The sequence below is a fragment of the Psychrobacter sp. P11G3 genome, from assembly GCF_001435845.1.
GTDB lineage: Bacteria > Pseudomonadota > Gammaproteobacteria > Pseudomonadales > Moraxellaceae > Psychrobacter.
The window spans coordinates 2,661,114-2,676,798 of the sequence record NZ_CM003596.1; the positions used below are offsets into that span (position 1 = coordinate 2,661,114).

The 15,685-nt window shown below is 41.7% G+C and carries 13 protein-coding genes; 3 read left to right on the forward strand and 10 right to left on the reverse strand.

From position 1 onward, the window contains the following. Nucleotides 1–11 precede the first annotated feature (11 nt). The 3 genes from folP to AK824_RS10730 form a co-directional block, all read right to left on the reverse strand. Entirely contained in the window at nucleotides 12–905 is an 894-nt protein-coding gene (folP, locus tag AK824_RS10720; protein WP_057761421.1) for a dihydropteroate synthase, read from the reverse strand. 456 nt (nucleotides 906–1,361) lie between these two features. Then, nucleotides 1,362–3,257, reverse strand: a complete 1,896-nt coding sequence (gene ftsH, locus AK824_RS10725; protein ID WP_057761422.1) for an ATP-dependent zinc metalloprotease FtsH — start codon at nucleotides 3,255–3,257, stop codon at nucleotides 1,362–1,364. Nucleotides 3,258–3,658: 401 nt separating this feature from the next. Next, nucleotides 3,659–4,291: an RlmE family RNA methyltransferase gene (locus tag AK824_RS10730; RefSeq protein ID WP_057761424.1), complete on the reverse strand. Its 633-nt coding sequence runs from the start codon at nucleotides 4,289–4,291 to the stop codon at nucleotides 3,659–3,661. Between the two features lie 334 nt (nucleotides 4,292–4,625). On the opposite strand from AK824_RS10730, the gene AK824_RS10735 reads away from it, so the two are divergent. Both AK824_RS10735 and AK824_RS10740 read left to right on the forward strand, forming a co-directional pair. Further along, the gene (locus AK824_RS10735; protein ID WP_057761426.1) at nucleotides 4,626–4,937 is read left to right on the forward strand and encodes a YhbY family RNA-binding protein; all 312 of its coding nucleotides are present in this window, start codon (nucleotides 4,626–4,628) and stop codon (nucleotides 4,935–4,937) included. 219 nt (nucleotides 4,938–5,156) lie between these two features. Continuing rightward, nucleotides 5,157–5,915 carry a DOMON domain-containing protein gene (locus AK824_RS10740; RefSeq protein ID WP_057761428.1) on the forward strand — a complete coding sequence of 253 codons (759 nt, stop codon included), beginning with the start codon at nucleotides 5,157–5,159 and terminating at the stop codon, nucleotides 5,913–5,915. Between the two features lie 135 nt (nucleotides 5,916–6,050). Here AK824_RS10740 and AK824_RS10745 read toward each other — a convergent pair whose 3' ends face one another. Next, a complete protein-coding gene (locus AK824_RS10745; RefSeq protein WP_057761430.1) occupies nucleotides 6,051–6,779 on the reverse strand; it encodes a CHAP domain-containing protein in 729 nt (242 codons plus the stop codon). 249 nt (nucleotides 6,780–7,028) lie between these two features. On the opposite strand from AK824_RS10745, the gene AK824_RS10750 reads away from it, so the two are divergent. Beyond that, the gene (locus AK824_RS10750) at nucleotides 7,029–7,544 is read left to right on the forward strand and encodes a hypothetical protein (RefSeq protein WP_057761432.1); all 516 of its coding nucleotides are present in this window, start codon (nucleotides 7,029–7,031) and stop codon (nucleotides 7,542–7,544) included. Between the two features lie 298 nt (nucleotides 7,545–7,842). Here AK824_RS10750 and lpxC read toward each other — a convergent pair whose 3' ends face one another. The 6 genes from lpxC to murC all read right to left on the reverse strand — a co-directional run bounded on the left by lpxC (nucleotide 7,843) and on the right by murC (nucleotide 15,634). Next, nucleotides 7,843–8,760, reverse strand: coding sequence for a UDP-3-O-acyl-N-acetylglucosamine deacetylase (gene lpxC / locus AK824_RS10755; protein ID WP_057762614.1), 918 nt, complete (start codon nucleotides 8,758–8,760; stop codon nucleotides 7,843–7,845). Nucleotides 8,761–9,084: 324 nt separating this feature from the next. Then, a complete protein-coding gene (gene ftsZ, locus AK824_RS10760; RefSeq protein WP_057761433.1) occupies nucleotides 9,085–10,290 on the reverse strand; it encodes a cell division protein FtsZ in 1,206 nt (401 codons plus the stop codon). Between the two features lie 265 nt (nucleotides 10,291–10,555). Next, a complete protein-coding gene (ftsA, locus tag AK824_RS10765; RefSeq protein WP_057761435.1) occupies nucleotides 10,556–11,848 on the reverse strand; it encodes a cell division protein FtsA in 1,293 nt (430 codons plus the stop codon). A gap of 164 nt (nucleotides 11,849–12,012) precedes the next feature. After that, the gene (locus AK824_RS10770) at nucleotides 12,013–12,801 is read right to left on the reverse strand and encodes a cell division protein FtsQ/DivIB (protein ID WP_057761437.1); all 789 of its coding nucleotides are present in this window, start codon (nucleotides 12,799–12,801) and stop codon (nucleotides 12,013–12,015) included. 377 nt (nucleotides 12,802–13,178) lie between these two features. Further along, complete coding sequence (locus AK824_RS10775) at nucleotides 13,179–14,171, reverse strand: D-alanine--D-alanine ligase (protein WP_082624639.1); 993 nt, start codon at nucleotides 14,169–14,171, stop codon at nucleotides 13,179–13,181. Nucleotides 14,172–14,194: 23 nt separating this feature from the next. Beyond that, nucleotides 14,195–15,634, reverse strand: coding sequence for a UDP-N-acetylmuramate--L-alanine ligase (gene murC, locus AK824_RS10780; protein WP_057761439.1), 1,440 nt, complete (start codon nucleotides 15,632–15,634; stop codon nucleotides 14,195–14,197). Nucleotides 15,635–15,685: the final 51 nt, after the last annotated feature.

The window sequence follows — 15,685 nt, forward strand, 5'->3', positions numbered from 1 at the left end:
GTAGAATGAAATTAACAACGATATGCTGACAGTTGACTCCATAAGGCCACTGCTTGCTGCATCATCGCCACATTATGCGTACGAATGATACTTGCTCCTTGCTGTAAGGCAAGTAGTCCAGCAGCGGTTCCTGCCGAATCACGCTCTATCGCTTGCGTCGTATTTACTGCTGGAACATTGCTTCTGGTCAATATTTCTGCCAAGAAACGCTTGCGAGAAATGCCAAACATCATTGGCAGCCCTAATGTCTGCAAGCTACTCAGCTGGCTTAACAATGCGCAGTGATGCTCATAGTTTTTGGCAAAACCAAAACCTGGATCGATAATGATATTGCTTTGTTTGACGCCGATGCTAACTACTTCGTTAATACGGTCAATCAGCTCTGTACGCACTTCATCGATCACATCGTCATACTGTGCCAGATTATTCATTGTCGTTGGCTCACCGCGCATATGCATTAGCATAACAGGTATATCAAGCTTAGCTGCCAGCTCTGCCGCACCAGTACGTTTCAGTGCTCGTACATCGTTCCAAATATCAGCGCCTTCATTAAATGCTGCCTGCATGACTTCATGGCTGCTAGTATCAATCGATAACCAAATACTGTCACCACAGTGCTGACGAATGGCTCGAACCACCGGCACAACTCGTTGTATCTCCTCATCAGTTGCCACAGTTTGCGCATTTGGACGAGTAGATTCACCACCGATATCGATAATAGTAGCGCCTTCACTTATCATCTGCTGACAATGAGCGACGGCCTTATCTACTGCATTAAACTGCCCACCGTCTGAAAACGAATCTGGCGTTACGTTCAAGATACCCATGACATGCGGCTGCGACAAATCTAAGGTTTTATCACGGCTAGATACTTGGTAGTTGGGTAAAGGTTGGAATAATGACATGAATAATCCATCGCAAGTAAAATTTATAATGCAGCTTTAGGGCGTATTGAACATTCGACCATGGCACTGACAGAGACTATTTTTTAGACAGTTCGACGTTGAAAATAGTAAGTTTAGTCATTCTAAGCTTGTATTTTTAACAATGAAATGGCAAAAAAGAGTCCTGTCTCCTTCTGTTAATATTAGAGCTGAGCCTAAAACTGCCCCCAGATCCATACAAGCAGTACGTTGCAAACCTAGTTAAGGCTGGAGCATTACCGTCGCTTTATCCCTTGTCTGAAACAGTTTTAGCGATTAGCAGTGCCTATTTGTGAATGTTCAACACGCCCTATTTATTATTATCTACGCTTATGATACCAGTAAATCTTATGGGGTTCTAAATCCTTCATAAAATGATGACAATAAAAAAGCCCTTTATCATAAAGGGCTTTTTATAAAACACGAGTACGCTAGTACTTACATCGCTGGTAGTGGTGGCGGTGTAGCACCAGTTGTTTTAACGTCATTTTTCGACAAGTTTACTTCGTTATGCTGGTAAACTCTAGGTGGACGTGGTTCTTCACCTGCTAAAATATCTTGCAGCTGATCACGATCAATAGTTTCCCAGTTCATAAGCGCATCAACCATCGCATGCATTTTGTCTTGGTTAGCTTCAATCAATTCACGAGCGATATCATACTGCTCTTCTAGCATACGACGCACTTCTTCATCGACCTTCTGCTGAGTAGCTTCTGAAATCGTACGTCCACCACCACCAAAATAACCTTGTGAGTTGTCGTCATCTTCGTACACCATGATACCAAGTGCATCAGACATACCGTACTTCGTGACCATTGCACGTGCCATTTTGGTAGCACGTTCAAAGTCGTTCGAAGCGCCTGTCGACATTTGATTGATAAACACTTCTTCAGCAATACGACCACCGAACAAAATAGCAATGTCGCTCAGCATTTTCGACTTATACATACTAGTCTGATCATGCTCAGGCAACTGCCAAGTGACACCAAGGGCAAAGCCACGCGGCATAATAGTAACCTTATGCACCGGATCTGTACCTGGTAATAGCTCAGCTACTAACGCATGACCCGCTTCGTGATATGCAGTTGCACGGCGTTCTTCTTCGCGGATTACCATGGATTTGCGTTCAGGACCCATATATAGCTTGTCCTTCGCATCTTCAAAGTCATTCATATCGACGCTGGTCTTGTTGCGACGTGCGGCAAATAATGCAGCTTCGTTTACAAGGTTAGCAAGCTGTGCACCACTGAACCCAGGCGTACCACGAGCAAGAGAACTGGCATCTACACTGATTGTGTTCGGCAGTTTCTTCAAATGCACTTTTAAGATTTGCTCACGGCCTTTGATATCCGGCAAGCCTACTTGTACCTGACGGTCAAAACGACCTGGACGCAGTAATGCTTTATCAAGCACGTCAGCACGGTTGGTTGCGGCAATAACAATAACGCCTTCATTACCTTCAAAACCATCCATCTCAACCAATAGTTGGTTCAATGTCTGCTCACGCTCGTCGTTACCGCCGCCCATACCGGAACCACGATGACGACCGACTGCATCAATCTCATCAATAAAGATGATACAAGGAGCGCTTTTCTTCGCCTGTTCGAACATATCACGGACACGTGATGCACCAACACCGACGAACATTTCAACAAAATCAGAACCTGAGATTGAGAAGAACGGCACTTTAGCTTCACCAGCAATAGCTCTCGCTAGCAAGGTTTTACCCGTACCTGGAGGACCTACCATCAAGATACCACGAGGAATCGTTGCACCCAGTTTGGTAAATTTGTCTGGATCACGTAAGAACTCAACCACTTCAACGACTTCTTCTTTGGCTTCTTCACAACCAGCCACATCTTCGAAGTTAACGTTGATTTGATCTTCGGTCAGCATCTTCGCTTTCGATTTACCAAAGCTCATTGGGCCGCCGCCTTTACCGCCAGCGCCGCCCTGCATGTTACGCATAAAGAATAAGAACAGACCAATAATCAATAGAATTGGGAAGCTGGCTATCAGTAGTTGCATCAATACACTTTGGCGCTTTGGTGCAGTTCCTTGAACTTCGACTTGGTTCTCACGTAGCATTGGCATGAGCTGGTCATCTGACACAGCTGGTCTAATGGTCTCAAAAGAGGAGCCATTTTTCTTTTCGCCGGTGATCTGTTCGCCGTCGATCTCGACACTGGCTACTTGGTTTTCTGACACTGCGGTCACAAACTCAGAGTAGTTAAGGTTATCCGGCTCAGAGGATTGATCAAAGCCGCTAAACACCAGCACCAAAACGCCGATTACCACCAGCCACAATAAGGTATTTTTTACCATGTCGCTCACTAGTTATTCCCATCCCTTACTTATTGGTGTGTTTATTAAACACGTGACGTCTATAAACGTATTGCTCATTTTTAACGAATATCCCGATAATAACAAGCTGCTAAATTAAACTTATATGATTTATAGATAGCATAAAAATTGTTTTTATAAATAATCAGTATGAGATAAACATAGATATACGATCATTGAGCTTGTAAAACGCTTATTATCAGACGACTTTGCCTAAAACGTATGCTGAAAACAAAGGTAATATACCATGATATGTGGTGCTAACCCGCATAATTCAAGCAGGTTTCACGATTATTCATTTAACAATTGACGCAGATTTTATATCGCGATAATAACACTTTATGGTGGTTTACCCTCACGCTTACAAGAGCAGCAACCTATTGATGTTAAAACTATTTAATCGCTATCCAAAACATCTCTTTTGAGCGTGGTCGTGACGCACCTGGCTTTATACTACGAATCTTACTAAAATCCTGCTGCATCTGCTTGCGTAATTCTTGTGTACCCTCACCTTGAAACACTTTCATAATAAGTGCGCCACCTTCTGGTAAGGTTGCAAGTGCGAAGTCTACAGCCAGCTCACATAAGTACATCATACGTGGCTGATCGATAGCACTGTTCCCAGCGGTATTGGGTGCCATGTCAGACAATACGACATCGACTTGTCTATCACCCACTTCTGCCATAATAGCGTCAAACACTTCAGCTTCACGAAAATCACCCTGAATAAAGGTCACATCAGGCAAGGTATCCATCGCCAAAATATCAGAGGCAATCAAGATACCATCATCACCTACCAATCGACCAGCGACTTGTGACCAGCTACCAGGTGCACTGCCTAAATCTACGACCGTCATGCCTTTTTTGATCAGATTGGTTTTTTCATTAATCTCTAACAACTTATAAGCGGCACGGGCACGGTAGCCATCTTTTTGAGCTTTTTGTACATAATGATCGTCAATATGCTCTTTCATCCAAGCACTGCTGCTCTTTGATAGTTTTTTGTTTTCAATACGCGTGGCCAAAATACCTGCTCCTATTGCTTTACTAAATCTAGCTGCTTTAATTGCTCTATCACTTACAAACTGATATTAATCCGTTGCAGATTATTCTAAATACAGTGTTAATCAGATTTCTTATTCATGGTTGGTTGCAAACTGACCAAATTCTATTGGTTAAATAACTGTTTTATAAGGCAGTAGCGTTTATAATGTACCAAACATTCAGTTTAACATTTTCGTCACGTAAAATCGTGCAAAATCCTGCTGATCTCATGCAAGATGGTCACAGATTATCTATAATGATCAATAACTGTTTTTGACAGTACCATTTTTATTTTTACCAACACTTAGGAATTCTATGCAACTCGATAACGCTACCATCAAACGTCTAAAAGGCATCGGTCACGAGCTAAAGCCTATCGTTATGATCGGCAACAAGGGTATTACCCCAACCATTACTGAAGAAATCGATCGCGCGCTAACAGATCATGAGCTTATCAAAGTGAAATTGCCTGCTGGCACGAAAGAAGAGCGTGACATCGTTGGCGCTGAACTTGCTAAAGCGGCTAATGCGTCTTTGGTTCATTCTATTGGTCGTATGGCATTATTACTACGCAAAAACCCAAATGCCAACCCAAAACTGTCTAACCTAGCACGTCACGCACAGTAATATGTCATGACCGACTGGAATTAAGTGACTGGGTTTTATGTTCACTTATATCATAGCCAAACGATAATGAAATACAAAGGCCGCGACGCACCTTGCTCGCGGCTTTTATGTTTTTCGATAGTCTCGGTTATATTTACCATATAGTATTAGTGCCATTAATCAGTATACTTTCTCTTGTCACTATCACCTCTTTACTATTACCGTCGAGATGTACCCATAATGAACCAATCTTTTAACCTCCGTCTAGCCACCGAGACGATAGCGAAAGACGCTCAGGAATTAGGTGTATCTATAGAAGAGCTAGAAAATATCTCTATCAAAGTAAGTGCAGAGATCATCCAGCAACCAGCTTTGCAACTGGTGCTGACCTATCAAGTGAGTCTGTCTAGCCAAATTCTAGCAAATCAACTCAATTGGTCAACATGGCAACAAACTCAAGTAAATTTCACTGATTACCTATGGGAAGAAACGTGCCTTGAATGCTTTATTGCTGGCAGTGAGGTTAATGGTAGTAAGATTAATAATGAAGATGTCGTAGCACCTCACAAGATACCACTTCAGCAAGCAAACGCTTATATAGAGATTAATGCGAGTCCTGATGGCCGTTACGCTGTTTATCAGTTTGAGAACTATCGTAATCCTTCGATACTACCGCCAGTACCTTTGTACGAGACCGACGGAACCACATGCGCATCTATTAACTGGAATAAACATAATGATTTGGCAGCCACATCAATAGAAAGCCATTTATCTAGAGCTCCAATGGTAGCGCAGACACCTGCTCATTATGAGCGTAGCTTTAGCCTACCTATAACGCAGCTACCGAATCAACAATACGCTATTGCAAACATGAGGATCGAACAAATACATCCTTGTGTCATCTTATGGTTTGGCAAAACTGACTTATATTTTGCCTCGGGCCATGCCTCCCCTCCTGATTTTCACAATCGCGACTATTGGCCAAATTTTGAGCTTTGATTTGTTTATATGAGCTTTACTCATTTAAATATAGCTATTCTTAGATATAATTATTTAAAGTACAAAAAAAACCCAGTAATGTCATAAAGAGCATTACTGAGTTTGGAGAAAACTTTAATCTTATTTAACTGATGTTTATTTATCAGCCATCGCAAGGTAGATACCACGGTCTGATGCATCATCAACATACTGCGAGTCACGCCATGTCGTATAGCTGTAGTTACCGCTATATGGGCTAATGCTGTTTTGACGGAAATCAGATACCCAGTCATTGCCATCAAAGATCTGGATATGACCATGTGGACGGCTTGACGTGCGGTTATAGACAACGACATCACCAACTTGTGGTGCCATGTCGTTACTGATCTTGGTAAAGCCAGCTTGGGCTAGCGTGCCACGAGAGGCGTACTGATAGGCTGAAGGATTAGGCGTAAATTCATAACCTGCTGATTGTAATGCTTTACGTACATAGCGAGCACAGTAACCAGAGCTTCTAGATAGTGCAACGCGAGAGGCATTTGCTGCTGCAATAGCAGGAGCAGAGTTGCGGTCAGGTACACGGCTTGCTTGCTGCTGACGTTGCTCGTAAGACAAACGACTGGTCAGTGAAGCTAGTTGGTATTCTTTTTGCTTAGCATGAGCGCTTAGGTTGTCAATTGCTTGACTGATCTCATCGTTGCTATATACATGGGCACCACTGTTAGTGCTGTAGATGTTGCGACTAGAACCATAGTTCGCAGAAGTAGAAATATTTGTGATGGTATGACTCAAGGTATTATTTGGTTGAAAGGTTGTTTCGGCAGCACCACTCGTCTGTGCGATACCCATTCCCAATACTGACAAAATTAATAAAGCTTGTTTCATAAATTTACTACCTATTGTTAATACAAGTCTGCTCGTCATCCGTAACGAAGCATCAATTAATTTAGAGGATATAATCATCAAATAGACGTGATAAAATCCCTATTACAACGGTTCATTCTTTTCAAATAGTGACTAGTGCCAGTAGTACCTCCCACCTAGTCAACTATCTTATAAGCCATCTGCTATATATTGCTTTTAGCATGTCTGTTATGAGTATCGAGTTTGTCACCTATTAGATGAGTACTTACGATGTCAAAAAAACAACCTAATCGGCTTGCCCAGCTTATAGATCATCAAGCATTTGCCGGTAGCGCGCTACCTCAAACCCTTGCTAACAACATGCGACTATATATAGAAGCAACCAACGAGATAAAAGCGCTATTGGTAGACTGTCTACCTGAAGAAATACTCAATACCTGTTGGGTTGTAGGCTTAACACCTGAGCAGTTGATATTAAGTGTTAGCTCAATGACAGCAGCAAATCATATTCGCTATTTACATAGCTCGTATTTGCAAATACTAACAGAGCAGTCAATTACATTTAAACAACTCAAGCAAATTCGCGTCGTTGTGGCTAAAAGCTCTATCGATAATTATTCATCTAAACAATCATCAGCATCATCACTGCACTTGCCAAATTCTCGTAAAGCCAATGAAAATCAGGCGCTTAGCCAGAACACAAAACGGACTATATCACAGGCCGCAGAGCATGTCACCACTGATGAAAATCTCAAAAAAGCTCTTTTGCGTTTGATTAATCATTAAAAATACCGACCATTAAATGTAAAGTTATGTAAATAAGAGCAGGTGATGGCATTGATAAAGATGGATTTTTGTAATGCATTGAACAAAAAAAATCCTTCGTTAGTTACATCCAGATTATGGATATAGCTAACGAAGGACTTAAAAACCATCTACAGCTTTTGTATTATGTGCCTTAACGGAAAATTCATATATTTATATAGACTATATATTCAAAATAAAGCATATTATATAAATGTAATTATGAGCCGTCTATGTAATATTGCGTAAATGTTTCGATACTTCCTGTATATTCCTGTATTTATCCTTCAATAACCAAATCACTAAGTGGCAAATACTCGATAGGACAGGTTACATTGTCATCAAAAGTTACAATTTCAAAGTTATCTTCGTCAGACAGTATTTCACGTACCAATAAATTATTTAGAGCATGACCAGACTTATAGGCATTAAAACGACCTAAAATTGGGTAGCCAATCAGATGCAAATCTCCCAAAGCATCTAAAATTTTATGACGAACAAACTCATCGTTAAAACGTAAGCCTTCTGCATTAAGTATGTTGGCATCATCGATAACGATAGCGTTTTCCATACTGCCGCCAAGTGCTAAGTTATTTTGACGTAGTGCTTCTATATCACGTAAAAATCCAAAAGTACGCGCAGTACTTAATTGTTCGATAAAGTTCTGTGTAGAGAACTGCAACTGTGCATGCTGAAAGTTCTTATCAAACGCAGGATGATCAAAATCAATCTCAAAGTTTAATTCATACCCTTCATAAGGACGTAGCTCTGCCCATTTATCTTCTAGTTTTACTCGTACTGGGCGTATAATTTTAATAAATTTCTTGGCTGCTTCTTGCTCACAAAATCCTGCATCTAGTAAGAGCGCGACAAAAGGCGCAGCGCTACCATCCATAATTGGTATCTCTGAAGCAGAGACACGAACTAACAGATTGTCTACTCCTAGACCAGCAATGGCACTAAGCAGATGCTCAACCGTGCCCACTCGTGTACCACCAAACACTAAGTTCGATGACATCATCGTGTCTTGTACTAAAAACGCACTCGCTGGAATTGGTTGACTACCTTCTATATCAGAGCGCTCGAAAACAATACCAGTGTCAATCGGCTGTGGATGAAACTCCAAGTCAACAGGCTGACCACTATGTAGACCAGTACCCGTAACGGCTATTGCTGTTTTTATGGTTCTTTGGTTCATGGTTGTCTTCTCACATATTTTGTTACAATTGACATAGTGTACCATTACCGACCCCTTATTCGCTATATATAAAAAGCGCTAATTTTCTTATCTCCTTGATTGATAACACTTATCGTCAATATCTTATTGCTGATTTTTACTTTATATGACCTACCTAATGCTATAAAACAACGAGGCTCACATAAGTTTCGACAGTCATATACATATAGATTACATAGAAGACTGTCATGGTTTTTCTTATAGAAAACGGTTCATCTTTCTTTAAACACAAAAAAGCCAACGTTAAAACGCTGGCTTTTTCTTACTCACAGTAAATTAGAAGTACTATTTATTCTGTTGACGCTTTAAATAGTCTTGGATACTGTTTGTTTTAGTCTTAGGCTGCTCTTGAGGTGCACTTGCACTAGGACGTGCAACGCTATCTTGATACTGCTGAGCTTGTGACTGCTTCTGACTGTTTAAAGCGCTGGTATGCACATTAGGATCAACAGGTTGAGTGCTATTAACAGAAGGTACTGGCTGCTCTACTACTTCTGGCTCTTGACCTGCATTTTCGTCTAACGTTAAGCCAGTTGCGATGACGGTTACATGTAAGTCGTCACCCATTTTTTCATCAATCACAGAACCGTAGAAAATATGAGCGTCGTCGATGTCAGTAATTTCTTCGACTATTGCACTGATTTTGCTCATCTCATCTAGTGACAATGACTCTGAAGAAATAACGTTGACCAGTAGACCTTTTGCATTTTCTAAACGCAAATCATCAAGTAGTGGTGATCTGATGGCTTTTTCAGTCGCTTGACGCGCACGATCATCACCGCTGGCGCGGCCAATACCCATCATCGCATGACCTTTCGCAGTCATCGCCGTACGGATATCGTTAAAGTCAATATTGATCATACCTTCGCTAGCGATGGTTTCCGCAATACCTTGAACAGCATGCAGCAATACATCATCCGCTTTTTTGAAAGCATCTTGCATAGAGATGTTGCCGTATACACTCATCAACTTATCATTTGGAATCGTGATAATTGAGTCGACAAAGTTAGTCAGCTGCTCAATACCTGCTTTAGCAGCTTTGATACGCTTACCACCTTCAAATTTGAATGGCGTAGTCACAACCGCAACTGTCAGCACTTCCATTTCTTTCGCAATACGAGCAACAACTGGCGCTGCACCTGTACCAGTACCGCCGCCCATACCAGCAGTGATAAATACCATATCTGAGTGCTCAAGCAATGCGCGAATCGCTTCTTCTTCGCTCTCTGCTGCTTCACGACCCACTTCTGGATTTGCGCCTGCCCCTAGACCACGGTTGGTTTTTGCACCCAGTTGCAGTTTGTGCGGTGCAGTAAGACGATCTAGCGCTTGTTTATCTGTATTGGCACAAACGAACGTTACACCTCTGATGCCTTGCTGTACCATATGTTCAACTGCATTACCGCCGCCGCCACCAACACCGAATACAGTGAAGCTTGCTTGGCCATTGTTTTGAAGCTGATTATCATCTGGCATGGTGTATTTTGACATAAAAAAGATTCTCCAGTTGCAGATAGCGTGTAAGTCGATACATAGTAACGCACTCATGTGGCGCGCTATCGACATACTATATATAAATGTATTTAAATAAAACAGGGTATGGCTAAAATCGATCAGTATAGACAATAATATGTCATTATTACTTAATACTTTATTTTTAAAACGAATTTATTCGCAATGTTACTTTATTTTTTGCTTAATCAACTTAGAGGTATTCCATAATGTATAGATGCTCTAGATACGATATTAAACAGGTTTATAGTATTTTCTTTAAAACATTTGCAAACCGTTGACCCGCGCTCCGAAACACGCCTGATACGCGATTGTTTTGAATCGCTTCAGGTTCGCTTTTCTCACTACGGCGAAACTGCTCACTTTGACTGTATAACAACGTACCAAAAGCCGTCTGATAAGCACGGTCATTCACTTGACTATTTAGTAGCTTAAACGACTCATCATTATCAAAATGATTATAAGCACTGATAGCAGGATGAGTATTGGTCAGTACGACAGGCATTTTTAGTAGCTTTTTGGCAAAGGGTATCATACCTTTAATCGTACTACCGCCGCCAGTCAACACAATCCCTTTATCGATATAGCCTATCAAACCTGCTTCGTGTAATTGACGCGCTACTTCAGTAAATATCTGAACGTAACGAGCTTCAATAATACGTGCTAGGTTATAGATACCAATATTGATTTCGTCGCCCGAGCCTTGAGGCTTGAATAAAAAGAAGGCGCTTGGATCGACACTATTAACATCAGCTGTACCATGAGATTTCTTCAGTTTTTCAGCTTCAATCATAGAGATACCAAAATCAGCTGAAATATCCATTGTCACTTCATGACTGCCTGTTGCTATGCAATGGGTAAAAATCAGCTTGTTTTCTTTATATACACAAATGCTGGTCGTACTAGCACCGATATCTACTAAGCAAACGCCTTGCTGGCGTTCCTCAGTCATCAAACTATACTCAGCACTGGTCACTGCATCAAAAACAATATGATCAATGCCGACGTCACAACTTTGCAATAGCTTTTGGATATTCTGACGGCTGGCAACAGGCATCATCATCATGTGGTACATCACGGTGATATTGTGTGCCATCATCTCGATGACATCATCCACCATAAAATCTTGCTCATCGACATAAATACCTTGCTGACAGCAATGCATCAAATAATAGTCAGATGATAAATCACGCGATTTTGCATTGGCCAATGCTTGTACCATGTCTTTGGCACGTACAACTTCATCTTCTACTTTGACCTCTCCAGCACTGTTTTTGCTAGATAGCTCAGGGGTCGCAAGCGTTAACCAAACACTATGCACACGGCAGTTAGCGGTGTCTTCCGCTTCTTGAATGGCTTGCTTAATAGCACCTTGCAGACGTTCACGATGCTTTATTTGACCTTGATAAAAATCGCTGTTTTTAACTTGTCCTACGCCCAAAATACGAATGTCTTTTGCAGAGACAACATTGCCTATGACGACATATACTGCCGTGGCACTTAGATGGACAACAACCAGATTTTCATTATTTTTCATGGTACCAGACAAATTATCGCTAAATAGAAGAGCAAGTGACGCTCTTCTATTGAATCATTAAAAAAAGCGTTACTAATACGCTATGATGTTGTACATATTTTCTTCAAACTAAATAAACTGTATTAGTTCACATCGGTTATGTATAGATGTAATACTTACTTAGGCTATTCTGATTCAGCACTCTGTGTCACGTTCCAAGCAATGGTAAAGCCATTTTTGTATCGTAAATCTACAGACTGCATGTCATCTCGACGCGTACGTAACTGATTACCAAGCAGCTGGCTTAAATTCAGTAGTTTTTGCGCCGTATTTTCATTGTCTACAATTACACGTAATCCATTGTCAAAGCGGATTAGCCAAGTCATTCTCGGTGACAGAATGATATCTTCGACCTGCATACCAAGCGGTGCATACCAATCATTGACCTGCTGCATTTGTTGCATAATAACTGGTGCTTGAGACATCTCGCCTTGTAGGGTGGCAAAACGCTCTTGTGTTAAATCTCTACTATCAGCAGGAACAAATACAGCGCCTTTTGCATCGACCAAACGTTCTGTACCAAAATTAGCAACTGCTTGTTTGGGTAACGCATTGACGACGATGCCACGTTGCCAATCACGAGAGATACTTACTTGGTCTACCCAGGCTAAGCCCATTGTAATATCTCGCAATGCTTGCAAATCAGAAGTAAAGAAGCTACTTACTTGTTGTTGTTCCATCACGTCTTGCAATGAGCCATACTGAGCAGCAGACAAACCTTGATTACTGACATAAATATTTGCGGGCGGCGCATCACGTAACGCTTTGCCGCCCATCATTAATATTAGCACTAGCAAACCTAAGACCAGTACCATAAATAGATACTTTACCGTTGCCGGTATTTGGATCTTAGATTTTGGGCGACCGGCTTTATCACTCATCAAGTCAGTTACCTCGTTGACAGTTTGAGCCATAACGACCTTTGTCCCTATATTTGCATAAAACTGATCATGCTATTTATTGATATAAATCTGCGTATTTTTGGCAGAAGCTTATTAAGTCGATATGTTATCAAATTTTATTAAAAATATAGCTTATATACAGTGATTACGTTGATTTAAACGTAACATTTTTCTTAAATTATGAATAAGTTATCAGTTGTATTCACAAAACAACATAAATATCACCGAAATAGACCTATTCTTACAATATTAACGTATTTTATGGTTAAACAATAGCCAAACACCAACTAGCAGCAGCGAATTTACACAAGTTTACATGAAGCTGTGGTATAGCAGCTCTAGTGACACAAAGAGTCGTCACTATCTGCTCAATTTGGTTGATTTGACAGTTATAGCGTTTGCGCCAAAATATGCCAGCATAGTGCATCAAAATCTAGTCCCCGAGCTTTGGCCGCCATCGGAACCAAACTATGACTGGTCATACCTGGTACGGTATTGATTTCAAGCAACCAAAAATTGCCTGCTTCGTCTTGCATGGCATCGATACGCCCCCAGCCTTTTGCATCTACTGCACGAAATGCTGCAAGGCTTAAATCTTGCAGGTGCTTTTCATCAGCAGCGCTCAATCCACAGGGAATGTAGTAACTGGTATCGTTACGATTATACTTGGCTTCAAAATCATAGAAATTAGTGATATCGGCAGGCTCAAGGCGAATAACTGGATAGGCTTCATCATCGATAATCACAATCGTAAATTCGCGACCTGTAATCCAGCGCTCAGCCATCACCGCATCACCACATTCCACTGCAGTTGCATAAGCGGCAGGCAGCTCATCAAGATGATTAACCTTGGTCATGCCAATGCTTGAACCTTCATGAACTGGTTTAATGATAAGTGGTAAACCTAACATATTAACCACTTGCTGCCAGTCAGTATCAGCCGTCAATAATGAAAATGGTGCAGTTGAAAGGCCGCAACCTTGCCACAATTGCTTGGTACGTACTTTGTCCATGCCTAATGCAGAAGCTAGAATGCCTGAACCAGTTTGCGGTATATCAAACCACTGTAGTACGCCTTGCAGCAGGCCATCTTCGCCGCCGCGACCATGCAAAACATTAAACACGCGGTCAAATTTTCGTAGCTCAGTAATGTCTTGATGCTTTGGATCAAAGTGAGTGGCATCAACGCCTTGGTTTTGGAGTGCTTGCAATACTGCCGCACCACTATCCAAAGACACGCTGCGCTCATTGCTACTGCCACCATAAATAACGGCGACTTTGCCAAACTGACTGGCGTCTTTTGTATGAGTCGTCGTGTCTAAAGATGTATCATTGGTAGCTGCATTTTGAGTGCTATTATTGTCTTTATTATCAGTTGTCATGAGGATCGTCCCTAAATTTTAGCTTACTTAATATAAAGGTTATTGGCAGCCAAATCGATAGCAATTTGCCCAACATTACCAGCACCTTGGGTAATCAGCATGTCGTTGGCTTTTAGCAAACGCTGCATAACAGGGGCTAGATTGTCTTTATCAATAATAGTCGGTTCAACTTCACCGCGCAAACGGATACTGCGCGCTAGTGACTTGGTATCAGCGCCCATAATCGGGTTCTCACCTGCTGAATAAACATCTAATAATAATAGCTCATCAACGCTCGATAGCACTTCTACAAAATCATCGTAGCAATCACGGGTACGGCTATAACGATGTGGCTGAAATAGCATTACTAAACGACGATCAGGGAAGCTTTGACGAGCGGCTTTGATGGTCGCATCGACTTCTTTTGGGTGATGACCATAATCATCAATCAATAAGACATTGCCATCATCGATATCGACAGAGGCATGCTGTTCAAAACGACGGCCCACGCCTTCAAATTTCTGCAGAGCACGCTCAATTGCTGCATCATCAACGCCTTCATCGGTCGCCATCGTGATGGCAGCAAGAGCGTTATAGACATTATGTGTACCAGGAATGTTCAACGTCAGGCGTAATGGCTCACGGTCACGGCGCAGTACTGTAAAATGAGTCTTAGTCCCTTCTGTCACTAAGTCTACAGCTTGTACGTCATTGAACGGTTCAAGACCGAAGGTTAATACTGGACGACCGATATCATCAATCATCGCATATAGCTCAGGATCGTCACCGCAGACCACTGCCAAACCGTAGAACGGCATGTTTTGTAGAAACTGGATATAAGCGGCTTTTAATTTATCAAAGCTGTTTTCGTAGGTTTCCATATGGTCTTGGTCGATATTGGTCACAATCGCGGCCATCGGATGCAATGACAAGAACGATGCATCAGACTCATCTGCTTCTGCTACCAAGAAACGGCTGCTACCCAATGCCGCATTTTTGCCTGACGCATTTAACTTACCGCCGATGACATAAGTAGGATCTAGCTGTCCTTCTGCCATCATTGTGGTTAGCAAACTGGTCGTCGTCGTTTTGCCATGCGCGCCAGCAACTGCGATACCATGACGATAGCGCATTAATTCACCAAGCATATCGGCGCGGCGTACTACTGGCAGGCGAGCTTCAAGTGCTGCTTTTACTTCAGGGTTGCTACGATCAATCGCTGATGAGACAACGATAACATCGGCATTGGCAATATTTTTGGAGTCATGGCCTATCGATATCTCGATGCCAATCTGCTGTAATCGTTTAGTCACCAAGCTTTCTGCGATGTCAGAACCACTAACCTGATAGCCTTGATTGTTCATCACCTCAGCGATACCACACATGCCTGAGCCACCAATACCGATGAAATGCAAATGCTGGATACGGCGCATTTCTGGTATTTCAATCAAACGCTTAGGTAGAGCTTTCGCAGAGGTAGGCATAAGGATCTCTCTTTATTAAAGGTCAATAAAACTTAGTAAATTCAAATAAGG

Excerpts from the sequence above, each read along its gene's own strand:
- AK824_RS10745 (WP_057761430.1), bottom strand. The coding sequence starts at position 6,779 with ATGAAACAAGCTTTATTAATTTTGTCAGTATTGGGAATGGGTATCGCA.
- murC (WP_057761439.1), bottom strand. The coding sequence starts at position 15,634 with ATGCCTACCTCTGCGAAAGCTCTACCTAAGCGTTTGATTGAAATACCA.
- lpxC (WP_057762614.1), bottom strand. The coding sequence starts at position 8,760 with ATGAACCAAAGAACCATAAAAACAGCAATAGCCGTTACGGGTACTGGT.
- AK824_RS10735 (WP_057761426.1), top strand. The coding sequence starts at position 4,626 with ATGCAACTCGATAACGCTACCATCAAACGTCTAAAAGGCATCGGTCAC.
- AK824_RS10775 (WP_082624639.1), bottom strand. The coding sequence starts at position 14,171 with ATGACAACTGATAATAAAGACAATAATAGCACTCAAAATGCAGCTACC.
- AK824_RS10770 (WP_057761437.1), bottom strand. The coding sequence starts at position 12,801 with ATGGCTCAAACTGTCAACGAGGTAACTGACTTGATGAGTGATAAAGCC.
- folP (WP_057761421.1), bottom strand. The coding sequence starts at position 905 with ATGTCATTATTCCAACCTTTACCCAACTACCAAGTATCTAGCCGTGAT.
- ftsA (WP_057761435.1), bottom strand. The coding sequence starts at position 11,848 with ATGAAAAATAATGAAAATCTGGTTGTTGTCCATCTAAGTGCCACGGCA.
- AK824_RS10740 (WP_057761428.1), top strand. The coding sequence starts at position 5,157 with ATGAACCAATCTTTTAACCTCCGTCTAGCCACCGAGACGATAGCGAAA.
- ftsZ (WP_057761433.1), bottom strand. The coding sequence starts at position 10,290 with ATGTCAAAATACACCATGCCAGATGATAATCAGCTTCAAAACAATGGC.
- AK824_RS10750 (WP_057761432.1), top strand. The coding sequence starts at position 7,029 with ATGTCAAAAAAACAACCTAATCGGCTTGCCCAGCTTATAGATCATCAA.